Genomic DNA, 17,092 nt, shown 5'->3' with positions numbered 1-17,092 from the left:
AAGGTCTGCACCTGATTTGTAATCCCTGGACCTGTGCATGCCCTCTAGTCTTTCCCGTCGTTGGCACTTTCGCCAATTGATCGCTGCCTCCAGCCTCATTCTGCTTGTCGCTTGCGCGGAGAAACCCACCGCCGCCGACGCTCAACCCCTGCCCAAGCTCCAGACCGCCCCTGTGGTAGCGCCCGCTGTCGTGGCCCCGCTGGCTGTGGACAATCTGGATATCCAACCGACCCAGACCTTTGCCGAATGGCAGGCTGGCTTTCGTGTGCAAGCCTTGCAGGCGGGCATCACCGCCGCCGTATTCGATAACGCCTTCGCCAATGTCACCCCCGACATGGCGGTGATCCGTGCCGACCGCAGCCAGCCGGAGTTTTCCCGCCCGGTGTGGGAATACCTCGACGGCGCCCTCTCGCCACTGCGCGTACGTAATGGCCAGGCGCTGCTGATCAAGTACGCCGATATCCTGCAAAGCATCGAGCAGCGTTATGGCGTCGACCGCCAGGCGCTGGTGTCGGTATGGGGCATGGAGAGCAACTTCGGCCAGTTCCAAGGCAATAATTCGGTGATCCGTTCCCTGGCGACCCTGGCCTACGAAGGCCGTCGCCCGGCCTTTGCCCAGGCGCAATTGCTGGCCGCGTTGCAAATCATCCAGCACGGCGACATTCAAGCCGACCAGATGAAAGGCTCCTGGGCCGGCGCCATGGGCCAGACCCAGTTTATCCCGACCACCTACAACACCCACGCCGTGGACTTCGATGGCGACGGTCGTCGCGACATCTGGAACAGCCCGGCCGACGCCCTCGCCTCCACCGCGCACTACCTGCAAAGCTCCGGCTGGCAGAAGGGCCAGCCGTGGGGTTTCGAGGTAAAACAACTGCCGGCGAACTTCGATTACACGCTGGCCGATGGTGGCATCCGCAAAACCGTTGCCGAGTGGATGAAACTTGGCATCCAACTGCCCTTTGGCGCGAGTATGCCGCCAAATGTCGACCAACTGTCCGCCGCCCTGCTGCTGCCCGCAGGTTATCGTGGCCCGGCGTTCCTGGTGCTGGATAACTTCCGCGCGATCCTCAAGTACAACAACTCGTCGTCCTACGCACTGGCGGTTGGACTCTTGTCGGAACGCTTCGGTGGTGGTGGTGTGATTCGTGGCGACTGGCCGAAGGATGAGCGGCCATTGAGCCGCTCGCAGCGTATCGACCTGCAGACGGCCTTGAGCGCCAATGGCTATGACGCAGGCAACCCGGACGGGATTATCGGCGCCAATACGCGCAAGGCGATTCGTGCGGCGCAGCAAGCGCTGGGCTGGCCGGCGGATGGGTATCCGACGGTGAAGTTGCTGGAGTCGCTGCAGAACCGTTAGATTTGCGTATGGCGACTACCATCTTCGCGAGCAAGCCCGCTCCCACATTTGACTGCATTCCAAAGTTGGAACTCGGTTGAATGTGGGAGCGGGCTTGCTCGCGAAAGCGGCATCACAGGCAACAGCTATTTAAAGACCACATCCTGCTCCAACACCAACCGCTGCTCCCCCGCATCCAACCGCACCAGTGCACCCATCGGCAGCGTCAGGTTCGGATCGCAATGCCCACTGCGCCAGCCGGACAGCACCGGAATGCGCAACGGCTCGAAGGTCTGCTTGAGCAGTCGCTCCAGCGCGGCACTGTCCACCCCCGCCACATCCCCCACCAGTACGCCGGCAACCTGCGCCAGCTTGCCCGCCAACCGCAGGTGCGTCAGCAGGCGGTCGATGCGGTAGATCGGCTCGTTGACGTCTTCGATCAGCAGAATGATGCCTTCTGCATTGATCTCAAAGGGCGTGCCCATGACTGCCGCGATCATCGACAGGTTGCCACCCAGCAGACGTCCACAGGCGATGCCAGGTTCGATGATGGTCAGCGGGTAGGCTGCGGGGTGCGCCAGCACGCTGCCAGCACCTAGTTGACCGCGAAGCATGCTGAACAATGAAGACTCGGTAGGTGGCTGCTTGTCACCCAACAGGTCGGCGTTGAGCATCGGACCGTGGAAGGTCACGAAACCAGCGTAGCGACTGATGGCCAAGTGCAACGCGGTGATGTCGCTGTAACCTACGAATGGCTTGGGGTTGGCGCGCAGCAGTCCGAAATCCAGGCTGTCGAGCAGGCGTGGTGTACCGTAACCGCCGCGCAGGCAAAAAATGGCGTCGATGTCGGGATCGGCAAAGGCTTTGTGGAGATCGTTGAGGCGAGTTTTATCGCTGCCGGCAAGGTAGCCGTCGCGTTCATAGACGCCGGGGAAGATTCGCAGGTCGTAGCCGCGAGTGCGCATCCACTGGCCGGCTTTTTCGACGTCCAGGGTGGCGGGGCCGGCGGGGGCGATCAGGGCGATGGTGCCTTCGGACCGCAAGGCAGGTACGGCAATGCTCATCCACAACTCTCCTTGGCTAACGCGGAACCAAATGTGGGAGCGGGCTTGTGTGGGAGCTGGCTTGCCTGCGATGGCATCACCTCGGTGCATCTGTTGTACCGAGGCGTCTGCATCGCGGGCAAGCCCGGCTCCCACACAAGCCCGCTCCCACATTGGACCAGCGGTGTTATCCAGGTCTGTATTACGAAACCAGGCTCGCCTTGACCAGCTTGGCCTGCTCGTCCGCGTGGTACGAGGAACGTACCAGCGGGCCCGACGCCACATTCTTGAAGCCCATCTTGTAACCTTCCTCGGCGAACCAGGCAAAGGTGTCCGGGTGCACGAAACGCTGCACCGGCAAGTGGCTGCGGGACGGTTGCAGGTACTGGCCCAGGGTCAGCATGTCGATGTCGTGTTCGCGCATGCGCTTCATGACTTCGATCACTTCTTCGTCGGTCTCGCCCAGGCCCAGCATCAGGCCGGATTTGGTCGGGATGTGCGGCATCATCTGCTTGAATTTCTGCAGCAGGGTCAGCGACCACTGGTAGTCCGAACCCGGACGCGCGGCCTTGTAAAGACGCGGCACGGTTTCCAGGTTGTGGTTGAACACATCCGGCGGCTCGGCGGCGGTGATTTCCAGCGCTACGTCCATGCGGCCACGGTAGTCCGGCACCAGCGTTTCGAGCATCACGTTCGGCGACAGTTTGCGGATCTCGCGGATGCAGTCGGCAAAGTGCTGGGCACCGCCGTCGCGCAGGTCGTCGCGGTCTACCGAGGTGATCACCACGTACTTGAGGCGCAGGTCGGCGATGGCGATGGCCAGGCTTTCCGGCTCGTTGACGTCCAGTGGCTTCGGACGGCCGTGGCCGACGTCGCAGAACGGGCAACGACGGGTGCAGATGTCACCCATGATCATGAAGGTCGCGGTGCCGCCGGAGAAGCACTCGCCCAGGTTCGGGCAGGACGCTTCTTCGCACACGCTGTGCAATTTGTGTTTGCGCAGCAGGGCCTTGATACGGTCGACTTCCGGCGAAACCGGGATACGCACGCGGATCCAGTCAGGTTTCTTCGGCAGTTCGGTGGTCGGAATGATCTTCACCGGGATGCGTGCAACCTTCTCGGCGCCGCGCAGCTTGACGCCGGCTTCCACCTTGGCACGCGGGGCCGGGGCCGGACGGTCGGTAACGTCCACCGTCGGGATCATGGTTTGCACTGCATCAGTAGTCATAATCAGTCGATTCCGCCCGTAAGGGTCGTCTGCTCAGCATAGTCGAGGTGTTTGACGAGCTGCGCACGCAGCCGGGCACTCACCTCGGCAAATTTAATCGGTGAAGCATGGTCACTCAGTTGCGTCATCGCCAACCCGGCATAGCCACACGGGTTGATCCGCCGGAACGGGGCCAGGTCCATGTCCACATTCAGGGCCAGGCCATGAAAGGAACAGCCGTGGCGAATCCGCAGCCCCAGGGAGGCGATTTTCGCGCCGTCGACATACACACCCGGTGCATCAGGCTTGGCCGCGGCGGTCACGCCGTAACTGGCCAACAGCTCGATCAGGCATGTCTCCATGCGGCTGACCAGGTCGCGTACGCCAAACCCCAGCTTGCGCACATCCAGCAACAGGTATGCGACAAGTTGTCCGGGGCCATGGTAAGTCACTTGGCCACCTCGGTCGACCTGCACCACCGGAATATCCCCCGGCAGCAGCAGATGCTCGGCCTTGCCGGCCTGGCCCTGAGTGAAGACCGGCGGGTGTTCCACCAGCCAGATTTCATCGGGAGCCGTGGTGCCGCGCTCATTGGTGAACCGCTGCATGGCGTGCCAGACGGGCTCGTAGTCCATCCGGCCGAGCTCGCGAAAGCCCAGGACGTGAGACATCACAGCACCATGTGCACGAAGCCGGTGGCCCGCAGTTCGCTGTTGATGTTGTAGAGCTGGTCTTGATCGATCGCAACGATGTGCAACTGGATCGTGGTGTATTTGCCGGTTGAGCTGGAGCGCTCATCCACGCGCTGATCGTTGATCGTTGCGTGTTTGCGCACGATCTCGAGGATCAGGTCTTTACGGCCGACACCGGTATCGCTGATCACCTTGATGGGGTAGTCCACCACCGGGAATTCGATCTTTGGCGCCTTTACTTCTTTATCGGTCATGGCGTAACGGCCTCGTAAGCGTAAGCCGTGGCGACGGGCAAAGCCCCGCGTCGGATCAACACGGGGCTTTGCAGGTGCACACTATCAGTTGAACAAGCTGTAGAAGAATAGACGGATGCTATCCCAGACGCGGCGGAAGATACCACCTTCGTCAACGGCGTCCAGTGCGATCAGGTCGGCACTGTGCACCACTTTGTCGTCCAGCTTGACTTCGACCTTGCCGATCACATCACCCTTGGCGATTGGGGCAACCAATTGCGGGTTCAGGGTCATGCTGGCGGCGAGCTTTTTCAGTTGGCCTTTAGGCATGGTCAGGGTCAGGTCGTCGGCCAGGCCGGCTTTGACCTGGGAGGTCGCGCCTTTCCACACCGGCGCGGTCGCCAGCTCAGCACCCTTCTGGTAGAAGGTCTGGGTTTCGAAGAAACGGAAACCGTAGGTCAGCAGTTTTTGCGTCTCGGCCGCACGGGCCTGCTCGCTGTTGGTGCCGAAGACTACGGCGATCAGGCGCTGGCCGTCACGCACTGCGGACGACACCATGCAGTAGCCGGCTTCGTCGGTGTGACCGGTTTTCAGGCCATCGACGGTCTTGTCGCGCCACAGCAGCAGGTTGCGGTTAGGCTGCTTGATGTTGTTCCAGAAGAATTCCTTCTGGGAGTAGATCGCGTAGTGCACCGGGTCGACGCGGATGATCGCGCGCGCCAGGATCGCCATGTCGTGAGCCGACGAATAGTGCTCAGGGTTCGGCAGACCGGTCGGGTTCATGAAGTGGCTGTTGGTCATGCCCAGGTCGGCCACGGTTTTGTTCATCATGTCGGCGAATGCGTCTTCGCTGCCGGCAATGTGCTCGGCCAGGGCGACGCTGGCGTCGTTACCGGACTGGATGATGATGCCGTGCAGCAGGTCGCTTACGGTGACCTGCGAGCCGACCTTGATGAACATCCGCGAACCGCCGGTACGCCAGGCGTTTTCGCTGACGGTGACAGGGTCGTTCTCGCCGATCTGGCCGCGACGGATTTCCAGGGTCGCGATGTAGGCGGTCATCAGTTTGGTCAGGCTGGCCGGCGGCAGGCGCTGGTCACCGTTGCTCTCGACCAGCACGTTGCCACTGGCGGCATCCATGAGGACCCAGGACTTGGCGGCCAGTTGCGGGGAAGCCGGCACCATTTCAACGGCCCAGGCGGCCGGGGTGATGATCAGCGAAAGAAGCAGGCACGTGCGTTTGGCTAAGGTGGTGATGTTCATCCGTCTCTCGAAATTGCTTATGGAAACTTGCCCTCGCGGGCAAAACTTATTCAGACAGCCCGTTGCCAGACTGTCACGTGTTCGGTTGCCCGCTCACCCCTTGCCCCTGGGTTTTTATTGTTCAACGAGCCAACAACCAGGGTTCGAGCCCGCGCACGAGCCTGAACCATCAATTCTCTATTATTCCGCCGTGACCACACTGGGTTGCCCCAGGTTGGCCATGCGTACGCTGTTCTGTACCTGTGCCACTTCGCCCGGCGAGCCGATCGGGCCCATGCGCACACGGTGCAAGGTTTGCTGGTTACGCACGATGGAGCTGATGAACACCGGCGCGTTGACCATGCCACTGAGCTTGGACCTTAACAGTTCTGCCGCATCCGGGTTGGCGAAAGCGCCGACCTGCAGGTATTGCCCGCCAGCCATGGAAGCGCCAGGCGCGGCATGGGGCACGACCACCGTGTCAGGCGCGTGCTGCGCCGGCGGCGGCGTCCACTGCTCGATCTTGCCGGTAGAGGCGGTCACTTGCGGCTGTTGGGTTTGCGGCTCGTTGAGCATCAGCGGTGCCGGTTTGCCACGCTGGGCCCAGTACTGCGCCGGGTCGATACCTTCAACCTTCACACGCGCAGTGCCGGTTTCGGCGTAACCGAGTTTCTTCGCGGCGGCGTAGGACAAGTCGATGATGCGGTCCGAGTAGAACGGGCCACGGTCGTTCACGCGCAGGATCACTGTGCGATTGTTGTCCAGGTTGGTCACGCGCACATAGCTGGGCAGCGGCAAGGTCTTGTGCGCCGCGCTCATGCCGTACAGGTCATACACTTCGCCGTTAGCGGTGTTCTGGCCATGGAACTTGGTGCCGTACCAGGACGCCGTACCCGATTGCACGTAGGTCTTGGACTCCTGCAGCGGGAAGTAGCTTTTGCCCAGCACGGTGTAGGGGTTGGCCTTGTACGGACCGGTGTGCAGGGTCGGCGTGGCATCCGGGATCTTCGACACGTCGACGTCCCACCACGGCGCGCCGTCTTTGTGCGCGCGGTTGATGTCCAGGCCCGGCTGGGAACGGACAACCGCGCCCCCGGACTTCGGCGCCGGGCCACGGCTGGTGGAGCAACTGACGACCAGCAGGGACAACGCGGCGAACGCCACCAGCTTGAGCGGTTGATTGAACGGCGATGCCCGCATTACTTGTTGCCCCGTGCTTGGACCAGCATGTCTGACAGCTGATGCACGGCCATGGCGTACATCACACTGCGGTTATAACGCGTGATTGCGTAGAAATTCTTCAGGCCCATCCAGTATTCCGGGCCGTTTTCGCCTTCAAGGCGGAACGCCGTGACCGGCATATCATCCGGCAGCGCATTCTGACTCGACCAGCCCAGCGCCCGCAACTCCCCGACCGTCTTGGCCGGCTCGATGCCCTGGGTCAGGCCTTCATCAGCGCGGTCACCGGTGACATCGGCGCGGATCACCACCGGCTCGCCGGCCACCCAGCCGTGGCGCTTGAAGTAGCTGGCCACGCTGCCGATGGCATCGTCGGGGTTGCTCCAGATGTTGATATGCCCGTCGCCATCAAAATCCACCGCGTAGGCGCGAAAGCTGCTCGGCATGAACTGCGGCAAACCCATCGCACCGGCATAGGAGCCTTTAAGCGTCAGCGGGTCGACCTGCTCTTCGCGGGCCAGCAGCAGGAATTCGCGCAGTTCCTTGCGGAAGAAGTCAGCGCGCGGCGGGTAATCGAAGCCCAGGGTCGACAAGGCGTCGATCACCCGGTAGCTGCCGGTATTACGCCCGTAGAAGGTTTCGATGCCAATGATCGAGACAATCACCTGGGCCGGTACGCCGTATTCCTGCTCGGCGCGGGCCAGCACCGCTTCGTGCTGGCGCCAGAAGTCCACACCCCGCGCCACGCGGGCGTCGGTGAGGAACATCGGGCGGTATTCCTTCCACTGCTTCACACGTTCGGCAGGGCGGGAGATGGCGTCAAGGATCGCCTGCTTTTTCTGGGCTTCGCGGAACACGCCCATCAGTTGTTCACCGGCGAAACCATAGTCGCGGGTCATTTCACCGACAAACTCGGCGACCTGGGGTGAACCATCGTAGTCACCGGCCTGCGCCTCTTGCGTTGCGCCCAGCAGGCCAATCAGGCCCATCCAGGACGCGTGCCGAGTCACCCAGCCGCGCATTACTTGCATTGACATCTTCACCTTATTCAAACCTGCGCGATCCATTTGCGATGCGTATGAATCGACATCAAAACCCCAAACGCTGACAGCAATGTCACCAGCGAAGTTCCGCCGTAGCTAATGAATGGCAACGGCACCCCAACCACCGGCAACAGGCCACTGACCATACCGATGTTGACGAAAACGTAAACAAAAAAAGTCATGGTCAAGGCACCCGCCAGCAATTTGCCGAACAGTGTCTGCGCCTGGGCGGTGATCACCAGGCCTCGACCAATCAACAGCAAATAGATCAGCAACAGCGCGCAAATGCCCACCAGGCCGAACTCTTCGCCCATCACCGCAATGATGAAGTCGGTATGGCTTTCCGGCAAAAAGTCCAAATGCGACTGAGTGCCCAGTAACCAACCCTTACCAAATACTCCACCAGAACCGATGGCCGCCTTCGACTGGATGATGTTCCAGCCGGTGCCCAGCGGGTCACTTTCCGGGTCAAGGAAGGTGAGGATCCGCTGCTTCTGGTAGTCGTGCATAAAGAAGAACCACATGGCGATGGCCACGGGCACGGCGGCGGCCAGCACGCTGAGGATCCAGCGCCAGCGCAAACCGCCCATGAACAGCACGAACGCACCGCCGGCAAGAATCAGTAGCGACGTGCCAAGGTCAGGCTGGCGCACGATCAGGATGAAGGGTATGCCGATCAGGATCAGGCTGATCCCCACGTGCTTGAGTTGCGGCGGCAAGGTGCGCTTGGACAGGTACCAGGCGATGGTCGCCGGCATCAGGATCTTCATGAATTCCGACGGCTGGAAGCGAATAACCCCCGGAATGTTGATCCAGCGGGTCGCGCCCATGGCGTTGTGGCCCATTACGTCCACTACCACCAGCAGCAACACGCCGGCCACATAGCCTAGCGGCACCCAACGCGCCATGAAGCGCGGCTCAAGCTGAGCGATCACCACCATCGACAACAAGCCCAGGCCGAACGACGAGGCCTGCTTGATCAGCAGGTCCCAGTTCTTGCCGCTGGCGGAATACAGGACGAACAGGCTGCCGGCCGCCAGGGTCAGCAGCAGGATCAGCAACGGGCCATCAATGTGCATGCGTTGCAGCAACGTCGCACGGCGACGCATCACATCTTCGCTGGAGAGGATGCGGTCAAAATTACTCTTCACGGGCCGTAACCTCGGTGCTTGAAGGGGGGCCACCATATTCGGGCTTGAGCCTGCCGTCGTCGGCCAACAGCCAGGCGTCCATCACTTGGCGCACCACAGGCGCCGCGACGCCGGAACCGGACTCGCCGTTCTCGACCATCACCGCCACCACGATTTTCGGGTCGTCCGCCGGCGCAAAGCCGACAAACAAGGCGTGGTCCCGATGACGCTCCTGAACCTTGGTGCGATCGTATTTCTCGCCCTGCTTGATCGCCACGACCTGGGCGGTACCGCTCTTGCCGGCGATGCGGTACTGCGCACCAACGGCTGCCTTGCGCGCGGTGCCACGGGCGCCGTGCATCACTTGCTGCATGCCGTGGTTGACCTTGGTCCAGTCGGACGGGTCGCGCAGCACGATGTCCGGGATCGGGTTTTCGTCCAAAGGCTTCTCGCCCTCGATGGTCTTGGCCAGGTGCGGACGGTTCCAGATGCCTTTGTTGGCGACCAGTGCCGTGGCCTGGGCCAATTGCAGCGGCGTGGCTTGCATATAGCCCTGGCCGATACCAAGAATCAGGGTTTCACCCGGGAACCACGCCTGGCGGCGGGTCGCACGCTTCCATTCGCGCGACGGCATCAGGCCAGGCGACTCTTCGAACATGTCCAGCGAGACTTTCTGACCGAGGCCGAATTTGCCCATGTAGGCAGAGAGGCGGTCGATCCCCAGCTTGTGCGCCAAGTCGTAAAAATAGGTGTCGTTGGAGCGCATGATCGCGGTGTCCAAGTCGACATAGCCATCACCGGTGCGGTTCCAGTTACGGTATTTGTGATCGTAGTTGGGCAGCATGTAGTAGCCGGGGTCATAGACTCGGCTGGAGGCCGTGACCACACCCGCGTCCAACCCCGCAATCGCCACCGCCGGCTTGATCGTCGATCCCGGCGGATACAGGCCGCGCAGCACGCGGTTGAACAGTGGCCGGTCGATGGAATCACGCAATTCGGCGTAGGCCTTGAAGCTGATGCCGGTCACGAACAGGTTGGGGTCAAAGCTCGGCTGACTGACCATCGCCAGCACTTCGCCGGTCTTCGGGTCCAGGGCAACCACCGCGCCACGACGACCGCCCAGGGCCATCTCGGCAGCTTCCTGCAGCTTGATGTCCAGGCTCAGCACGATATCCTTGCCCGGCACCGGGTCGGTACGCTTGAGCACCCGTAGCACGCGGCCACGGGCGTTGGTCTCGACTTCTTCGTAACCGACCTGGCCGTGCAACTCCGGCTCGTAGAAGCGCTCGATGCCGGTCTTGCCGATATGGTGGGTGCCGCTGTAATTGACCGGATCGAGGGTTTTCAGCTCTTTCTCGTTGATCCGCCCCATGTAGCCAACGGAGTGGGCAAAGTGCGGCCCTTGCGGGTAATGCCGCACCAACTGCGCCACCACTTCCACACCCGGCAGACGGAACTGGTTCACCGCGATCCGCGCGATCTGTTCTTCGGTCAGCTCGAACAGGATTGGCACCGGTTCGAACGGCCGGCGCCCCTGCTTCATGCGTTTTTCGAAGATCACCCGGTCTTCCGGCGTCAATTGCAGCACCTCGACGATCACATCGAGGATCTGCTGCCAGTCGCCGGAACGCTCGCGGGTCATGCTCAGGCTGAAACTGGGCCGGTTATCCGCGACCACCACGCCATTACGGTCGAAAATCAGCCCACGGGTTGGCGGAATCGGTTGCACATGCACCCGGTTGTTTTCCGACAGGGTGGAGTGATAGTCGTACTGGATCACCTGCAGGTAATACAAGCGCGCGATCAGTACACCCAACAACACCACCACTGCAATTGCGCCAAACACCACGCGAGCGCGTACGAGACGTGCGTCTTTCTCGTGGTCCTTGATGCGGATCGGTTGGGTCATCGGGAGGGGCGCAGATTATTTGTGGTAAGGGTGCCCGGACAGAACTGTCCAGGCGCGATATAGCTGTTCACCGATCAGAATCCGTACCAACGGGTGCGGCAACGTCAGCGCCGACAACGACCAACGCTGATCCGCCCGCGCACAGACTTCCGGCGCCAGCCCTTCGGGGCCGCCGACCATGAAGTTGACCGTACGCGAATCCAGGCGCCAGCGATCCAGTTCCACCGCCAACTGCTCGGTGCTCCAGGGTTTGCCGTGCACTTCGAGGGTGACGATGCGCTCATTGGGGCCGACCTTGGCCAACATGGCTTCGCCTTCCTGACGGATAAAGCGCGCCACATCGGCATTCTTGCCCCGGGTGTTAAGCGGTATTTCCACCAGTTCAAGCGACAGCTCAGCGGGCAGACGCTTGGCATACTCGTGCCAGCCTTCTTCCACCCACTTGGGCATGCGTGAACCGACAGCGATCAGACGCAGGCGCACAGCCGTTCCTTATTCCTGGTCTTTGTTCAGCTTGTCGAAGTGCGCGTGGCCCACTTCCGGGCTGTGGTGCTTGCCATCGGCGGCACGGCTCTGCTCGGCGCCTTTCCACAGACGCTCCAGGTCGTAGAACTGACGGGCGTTGGAGGTCATCATGTGAACGATCACGTCGTCCATGTCCAGCAGCACCCAGTCGCTGTCGCCCTTGCCTTCTTCACCCAGTGGCTTGACGCCTTGGGCTTTGACGGCTTCACGGACCTTGTCGAGCATCGCGCCGATCTGGCGGTTCGAGGTACCGGTGGCGATGATCATGTAGTCGGTGATGCTCTGCTTGTCGCGCACGTCCAGCACCTGGATGTCCTGGGCTTTAACGTCTTCCAGGGCAGCCACGGCGACTTTTACCAGCTCTTCGCCGGCCAGTTCTGGGCCAACGTGGGCTTCTACCGGCAGCGGGGCGCTTTTGAAGGTGCCTTTGCGCTTAACTTTGCTTACGTCTTTGTTCGTCATATAAAACTCGTTTTGCTCGTATGTTCGGGCGCTCGCTGCACATTGATTCGTGCGTTCAAGCGCGCCTTTTCAGTTCGACGCACGGTAAAGCCCGTGCGCATCGATGTAGGCCAGGACCGCGTCAGGCACCAGGAAACGTACCGACTTACCGCTGGCCAGCAGTTGACGGATCTGGGTGGCGGACACCGCAAGCGGGGTCTGCCAGACGAATGCAATATTCCCGTTCGGCCCGGTCAGGGCCAAGGGGTCACTTACCGACCGCGCGGCCAGCAGGTTGCGCAAGGCATCCGGCGGTTCGCTGTCGGCATCCGGGCGTTGCAAAACCAGGATGTGGCAATGCTGGAGGAGTTCCTCCCAGCGATGCCAAGAGGGCAGGCCGCAAAATGCGTCCCAGCCCAAAAGCAGAAACAACTGGTCATCCACGGCCAACTCGGCGCGTATCAGTTCCAGGGTGTCAACAGTGTAGGACGGTTTATCGCGCTTGAGCTCGCGGTCGTCCACCACCAACGGTGATATGCCTTGCACCGCCAGGCGCACCATTTCCAGGCGCTGCTGCGGCGACACTTGCGGCGTATCGCGATGGGGCGGCCGAGCGTTGGGCATCACACGCAACTCGTCCAGCGCGAGGGCATCCGCGACTTCCAGGGCGCTGCGCAAATGGCCGATGTGCACGGGGTCGAAGGTACCGCCGAGCAGCCCAATGCGTTTACCCATCAAGTGCGCACATGACCATCGCCGAACACCACGTACTTCTCGCTGGTCAGGCCTTCCAGGCCAACCGGGCCACGGGCGTGGAGCTTGTCGGTGGAAATACCGATCTCCGCCCCCAGGCCGTACTCGAAGCCGTCGGCAAACCGCGTCGAGGCGTTGATCATCACCGAAGCGGAATCCACTTCGTTGAGGAAACGCCGGGCATCGCTGAAATGCTCGGAAACAATGGCGTCGGTGTGCTTGGAGCCGTAGGTGTTGATGTGTTCGATGGCTTCGTCCAGGTCGTCGACCAGCTTGATCGACAGGATCGGCGCCGTGTATTCGGTGTACCAGTCCAGTTCCGTCGCTTCGATCACGTCCGCGCCCAGCAGCGCACGGGTACGCTCACAACCGCGCAATTCCACACCTTTGTCGCGGTAGATGGCAGCCAGCGGCGGCAGCACGCGCTCGGCAATGCCGATGTGCACCAGCAGGGTTTCCATGGTGTTGCACGGGGCGTAGCGGTGGGTCTTGGCGTTGTCGGCGATACGGATCGCCTTGTCGATGTCGGCGGCGATGTCGATGTAGACATGGCACACGCCGTCCAGGTGCTTGATGACCGGCACCTTGGCATCGCGGCTGACGCGTTCGATCAGGCTCTTGCCACCGCGCGGCACGATCACGTCGACGAATTCAGGCATGGTAATCAGCGCGCCCACGGCGGCACGGTCGGTGGTTTCCACCACTTGCACCACTTCGGCGGGCAACTCGGCCACGGCCAGGCCCTGCTGGATGCACGCGGCGATAGCGCGGTTGGAATTGATCGCCTCGGAACCGCCACGCAGGATGGTGGCATTGCCGGACTTGAGGCACAGGCTCGCGGCGTCGATGGTCACGTTCGGGCGCGACTCATAAATGATGCCGATCACGCCCAGGGGCACGCGCATCTTGCCGACCTGGATGCCGGACGGCAGGTAACGCATATCGCGGATTTCACCGATGGGGTCAGGCAACTTGGCCACCTGACGCAGGCCTTCGATCATGTCGTCGATACGTGCCGGGGTCAGCGCCAGGCGGTCCAGCAGGGCCGGTTCCAGGCCATTGGCGCGGCCGTTGGCCAGGTCTTGCTCGTTGGCGGCAGTCAGCTCGGAGCGCGAAGCATCCAGAGCGTCGGCGGCGGCCAGCAGGGCGCGGTTCTTCTGCGCGGTGCTCGCACGGGCGATCAACCGCGAGGCCTGACGGGCAGCGCGACCCAGGCGGGTCATGTAGTCAAGAACGGACTCAGTCATGGTCAGGGAGTCTTGGCAGGGAGGAAAGCGGCAGATTATAGCTGTGACGCCGCCCGACTGACAGCGGTGAGGGGCGGATGGTCGAAATGAACTGTAAAAACCTGGGGTTCAGCGGTAATTAAGGTGGGAGTTGTTATGATTCCGTCACATTTAGCCGTATTTACCCCTGACTGCCATGCCCAGCTCATCGCCCCAACTCCCCGCAAGCGCCCTGCCCGATGGCTTTTTCGACCGTGACGCACAAACGCTCGCGCGAGATTTGCTCGGAAAAGTCATACGCCATCGCGTGGGGAAAATCTGGCTTTCGGCGCGAATTATTGAAACCGAAGCCTATTACGTGGCGGAAAAAGGCAGTCACGCCTCGTTGGGTTACACAGAAAAGCGTAAGGCTTTGTTTCTGGATGGTGGCCATATCTACATGTACTACGCCCGTGGCGGCGATTCCCTGAACTTCAGCGCCCATGGACCGGGCAATGCCGTGTTGATCAAATCGGCCTATCCGTGGGTCGATGAATTATCCGGCCCGGCGAGCCTGGCGCAGATGCTGCTGAACAACCCGAACGTAGACGGCAGCCCACGCGCTTCGCAAAAGCTGTGCGCTGGCCAGACCCTATTGTGTAAAGCCTTGGGGCTGAAGGTGCCGATGTGGGACGCCAAGCGCTTCGATCAGGAACGGCTCTACGTTGAGGACGTGGGCCAGACCCCGACCCAGATTATCCAGACCACCCGCCTGGGCATCCCCAGCGGCCGTGATGAACACCTGATGTACCGCTTCGTCGATGCTGGCTATGCGCCTTATTGCACGCGGAACCCGCTGCGCCGCGGCCAGGTCGAAGGCCGAGATTATTTTTTGATTTGAGCATGGAGTGGATTGTATGGGCCAATGGCTCGATAGCATTACCGGCTGGTTGACGCTGAACCCCGAATGGCTGGCGGTCGCGGTGTTTATTGTCGCCTGCGTGGAGTGCCTGGCCATCGCCGGGTTGATCGTGCCGGGCACGGTGTTGTTGTTTGCCATTGCCGCCCTCGCCGGCAGCGGTGCGCTGTCACTCAGCGAAACGTTGTTGCTGGGCTTCCTCGGCGGCTTGCTGGGTGATGCGGTTTCCTACTTCCTGGGCCGACATTTCCACCAGAACATCCGGCGCTTACCCGGCTTGCGCCACCACCCGGAATGGATGAACAGCGCCGAAACCTACTTCCACAAGTACGGCATCGCCAGCCTGCTGGTCGGCCGTTTCATCGGCCCGCTGCGCCCCATGCTGCCGATGGTGGCCGGGATGTGCGACATGCCCTTCCCACGCTTTGCAATTGTCAGCATCGTCGCGGCCGCGGGCTGGTCCGTGGCGTATTTGCTGCCAGGCTGGGCAACCGGCGCCGCTTTCCGCCTGCCATTGCCCGAAGGTTTCTGGCCGGAAGCCGGCATCGTTGCCGCCTGTATCGCGGTGGTGGTGGGCTTAAGCTTGAACAGCAGCCTGCGCGGCCATCGTCGCGCCACCCTGTGGATCGGCTGCGCCAGCCTGACCGTGTTGATCGCCTTGTTTATCGGCTACCCCCACCTCAATGACTTCGACCAGGGCCTGAGCGCCCTGGTGCAGGAACACCGCAGCCCCTGGTTGGATGAGGTGATGGTGCGCATCACCCAACTGGGCGAATTCAAGAAGATGTTCGTCGCCAGCGCCGTATTCACTGGCCTGCTGCTACTGGCGCGGCAATGGCGTCATGCGGTGTTTGTCGGCGCAACGCTGGCCGGGGCTGCGGTGATCAACACCGCAACCAAGCTGTTTTTCGCCCGTGGCCGTCCGGAAATCCTGACAGACCCGCTGACCAGCTTCAGCATGCCCAGCGGCCACGCGTCTGGCGCGTTCGCGTTTTTCCTGGCCCTGGCGATCCTGGCCGGTCGCGGGCAACCCGTGCGGCTGCGCCTGACCTGGATGTTGCTGGGCTGTATTCCTGCCGCCTTCATTGCGCTGTCGCGGGTTTACCTCGGCGCCCACTGGCCCACGGACATCCTGGCCGGCACGTTGCTGGCGATGACGGTGTGTGCGTTCAGCCTGGGCATCACCCAGTATCGAAGCCCGCTGCCGGCCATGTCGCAAAAAACCTGGTGGCTGTTGCTGCCGGCGCTGGTCGCGGTGTTGAGCTTCATCGCGCTTACCGGCACGCCCCACGCGCTGCTGCGGTATGCCTACTGACCCTAGGCCGGGCCGAGCCAATCGATAGGAGCAACGCAGCGCTCACTGCATCGCTCACGCCGCTCCAATAACATTTCATCAGCGATGTCCGCTGCGTGCTCGGCGATGTATTCCGGGCCGCGCTTTGCATCCTGCTGGATCAACTGCCCGGTCACGCTGACAAAAAATGCATCCCAAACCGCTTGTTCCGAGTGCGTTAGCCGAATCATTTTCATCCCCTGATCATGGTTATGTGATCGGAAACTATTTCAGGCAGCGTGCGCGGAACAACGAAGGAATGTCTGACAACAACGCCAGACTTTTCCGAAATCAGGTAAACAGTTCGCCCTGCAACTCATCCAGCAAAATCTGGATCGCATCCAGCCGCTGCTGCGGGTCATCGAGCTGAAGCAGGTCGATCTTGTCAGCCTCGGTGAACGGCAGCAGATAGGCCAACTGATTGCCCAAGGCTTGCTGGCCGTCGGCGTGGGCGTCCATGTCCAGCGACGCCACCATCGGGTGCTCGGCCAACGCCTGGAGCAGCGCCAGCAGGTCGGCGTCTTCCTCTTCCAAGGGCTGGTCCGGCAGCTCTTCGAGCCATTGCACTTCAGCCACCAGCAATTGGTCCTTCTGCACACCGGCATCGCGCACGCGGAACCTGCGGCCGCCTTCGACGCGAATCCCCAGCAGACCGTTGTCCTGCTGTTTGAAGTCGCGGATCAGCGCCTCACAGCCGATCAACGCGTAGCCGTCCGGTGCCGTGCCCACCTCCTGGCCGTCAAGGATGCACACCACGCCGAAGCTTTCGCCCTTTTTCATGCAACGGGCGACCATGTCCAGGTAGCGCGCCTCGAACAGTTGCAAGTCGAGGGTGCAGCCAGGGAACAGCACGGTATTGAGCGGAAACAGCGCCAGACTCATAAAGGTTTCCTTAA

Annotated in this window: 18 protein-coding genes; 3 read left to right on the top strand and 15 right to left on the bottom strand. The window is 61.7% G+C overall.

Translation table 11 applies throughout. From position 1 onward, the window contains the following. Positions 1-37 precede the first annotated feature (37 nt). Entirely contained in the window at positions 38-1,363 is a 1,326-nt protein-coding gene (locus HX793_RS15675) for a lytic murein transglycosylase (RefSeq protein ID WP_016978591.1), read from the top strand. A gap of 125 nt (positions 1,364-1,488) precedes the next feature. Here HX793_RS15675 and HX793_RS15670 read toward each other — a convergent pair whose 3' ends face one another. From HX793_RS15670 to HX793_RS15610, 13 genes are all read right to left on the bottom strand, one after another. Then, complete coding sequence (locus tag HX793_RS15670) at positions 1,489-2,406, bottom strand: S66 peptidase family protein (RefSeq protein WP_177053683.1); 918 nt, start codon at positions 2,404-2,406, stop codon at positions 1,489-1,491. A gap of 181 nt (positions 2,407-2,587) precedes the next feature. After that, the gene (gene lipA, locus HX793_RS15665) at positions 2,588-3,589 is read right to left on the bottom strand and encodes a lipoyl synthase (protein ID WP_017735632.1); all 1,002 of its coding nucleotides are present in this window, start codon (positions 3,587-3,589) and stop codon (positions 2,588-2,590) included. Between the two features lie 26 nt (positions 3,590-3,615). Then, positions 3,616-4,263, bottom strand: a complete 648-nt coding sequence (gene lipB, locus HX793_RS15660; RefSeq protein WP_016978588.1) for a lipoyl(octanoyl) transferase LipB — start codon at positions 4,261-4,263, stop codon at positions 3,616-3,618. Then, the gene (locus HX793_RS15655; protein ID WP_010206784.1) at positions 4,263-4,538 is read right to left on the bottom strand and encodes a DUF493 domain-containing protein; all 276 of its coding nucleotides are present in this window, start codon (positions 4,536-4,538) and stop codon (positions 4,263-4,265) included. Before HX793_RS15655 ends, lipB begins: the two co-directional genes overlap by 1 nt. An 84-nt stretch (positions 4,539-4,622) precedes the next feature. Beyond that, on the bottom strand, positions 4,623-5,780 hold the full coding sequence (locus HX793_RS15650) for a D-alanyl-D-alanine carboxypeptidase family protein (protein ID WP_016978587.1): 1,158 nt from the start codon (positions 5,778-5,780) through the stop codon (positions 4,623-4,625). Between the two features lie 180 nt (positions 5,781-5,960). After that, the gene (locus tag HX793_RS15645) at positions 5,961-6,959 is read right to left on the bottom strand and encodes a septal ring lytic transglycosylase RlpA family protein (RefSeq protein ID WP_016978586.1); all 999 of its coding nucleotides are present in this window, start codon (positions 6,957-6,959) and stop codon (positions 5,961-5,963) included. Further along, positions 6,959-7,969 (bottom strand): lytic murein transglycosylase B, encoded by a 1,011-nt coding sequence (gene mltB, locus HX793_RS15640; RefSeq protein ID WP_095013648.1) that lies wholly within the window; start codon positions 7,967-7,969, stop codon positions 6,959-6,961. The genes HX793_RS15645 and mltB overlap by 1 nt, the downstream gene beginning before the upstream one ends. Positions 7,970-7,986: 17 nt before the next feature. Then, on the bottom strand, positions 7,987-9,090 hold the full coding sequence (gene rodA / locus HX793_RS15635) for a rod shape-determining protein RodA (protein ID WP_050572452.1): 1,104 nt from the start codon (positions 9,088-9,090) through the stop codon (positions 7,987-7,989). A gap of 31 nt (positions 9,091-9,121) precedes the next feature. Next, positions 9,122-11,020 carry a penicillin-binding protein 2 gene (gene mrdA, locus HX793_RS15630; RefSeq protein WP_177053685.1) on the bottom strand — a complete coding sequence of 633 codons (1,899 nt, stop codon included), beginning with the start codon at positions 11,018-11,020 and terminating at the stop codon, positions 9,122-9,124. A 15-nt stretch (positions 11,021-11,035) separates the two neighbouring features. Further along, positions 11,036-11,503, bottom strand: coding sequence for a 23S rRNA (pseudouridine(1915)-N(3))-methyltransferase RlmH (gene rlmH / locus HX793_RS15625; RefSeq protein ID WP_003176297.1), 468 nt, complete (start codon positions 11,501-11,503; stop codon positions 11,036-11,038). 9 nt (positions 11,504-11,512) lie between these two features. Beyond that, the gene (rsfS, locus tag HX793_RS15620; RefSeq protein WP_003237041.1) at positions 11,513-12,007 is read right to left on the bottom strand and encodes a ribosome silencing factor; all 495 of its coding nucleotides are present in this window, start codon (positions 12,005-12,007) and stop codon (positions 11,513-11,515) included. Between the two features lie 69 nt (positions 12,008-12,076). Further along, complete coding sequence (gene nadD / locus HX793_RS15615) at positions 12,077-12,721, bottom strand: nicotinate-nucleotide adenylyltransferase (RefSeq protein WP_016978582.1); 645 nt, start codon at positions 12,719-12,721, stop codon at positions 12,077-12,079. Beyond that, a complete protein-coding gene (locus tag HX793_RS15610; RefSeq protein ID WP_177095295.1) occupies positions 12,721-13,986 on the bottom strand; it encodes a glutamate-5-semialdehyde dehydrogenase in 1,266 nt (421 codons plus the stop codon). Before HX793_RS15610 ends, nadD begins: the two co-directional genes overlap by 1 nt. A 175-nt stretch (positions 13,987-14,161) precedes the next feature. Here HX793_RS15610 and HX793_RS15605 point away from each other — a divergent pair, with 175 nt between their 5' ends. Both HX793_RS15605 and HX793_RS15600 read left to right on the top strand, forming a co-directional pair. Next, complete coding sequence (locus tag HX793_RS15605; protein WP_177095297.1) at positions 14,162-14,845, top strand: DNA-3-methyladenine glycosylase; 684 nt, start codon at positions 14,162-14,164, stop codon at positions 14,843-14,845. Positions 14,846-14,861: 16 nt separating this feature from the next. Beyond that, the gene (locus HX793_RS15600; protein WP_177095299.1) at positions 14,862-16,178 is read left to right on the top strand and encodes a bifunctional DedA family/phosphatase PAP2 family protein; all 1,317 of its coding nucleotides are present in this window, start codon (positions 14,862-14,864) and stop codon (positions 16,176-16,178) included. 2 nt (positions 16,179-16,180) lie between these two features. On the opposite strand, the gene HX793_RS15595 is transcribed toward HX793_RS15600, so the two are convergent. Then, positions 16,181-16,387 (bottom strand): hypothetical protein, encoded by a 207-nt coding sequence (locus HX793_RS15595; RefSeq protein ID WP_025999907.1) that lies wholly within the window; start codon positions 16,385-16,387, stop codon positions 16,181-16,183. Between the two features lie 100 nt (positions 16,388-16,487). Continuing rightward, on the bottom strand, positions 16,488-17,078 hold the full coding sequence (locus tag HX793_RS15590; RefSeq protein WP_177053688.1) for an LON peptidase substrate-binding domain-containing protein: 591 nt from the start codon (positions 17,076-17,078) through the stop codon (positions 16,488-16,490). Positions 17,079-17,092: the final 14 nt, after the last annotated feature.

The sequence above is a fragment of the Pseudomonas reactans genome, assembly GCF_013387025.1.
In the GTDB taxonomy this organism is placed as follows: domain Bacteria; phylum Pseudomonadota; class Gammaproteobacteria; order Pseudomonadales; family Pseudomonadaceae; genus Aquipseudomonas; species Aquipseudomonas reactans.
Note: the sequence above shows the minus strand (reverse complement) of the source record. Positions and strands in the feature narration are given on the sequence as shown.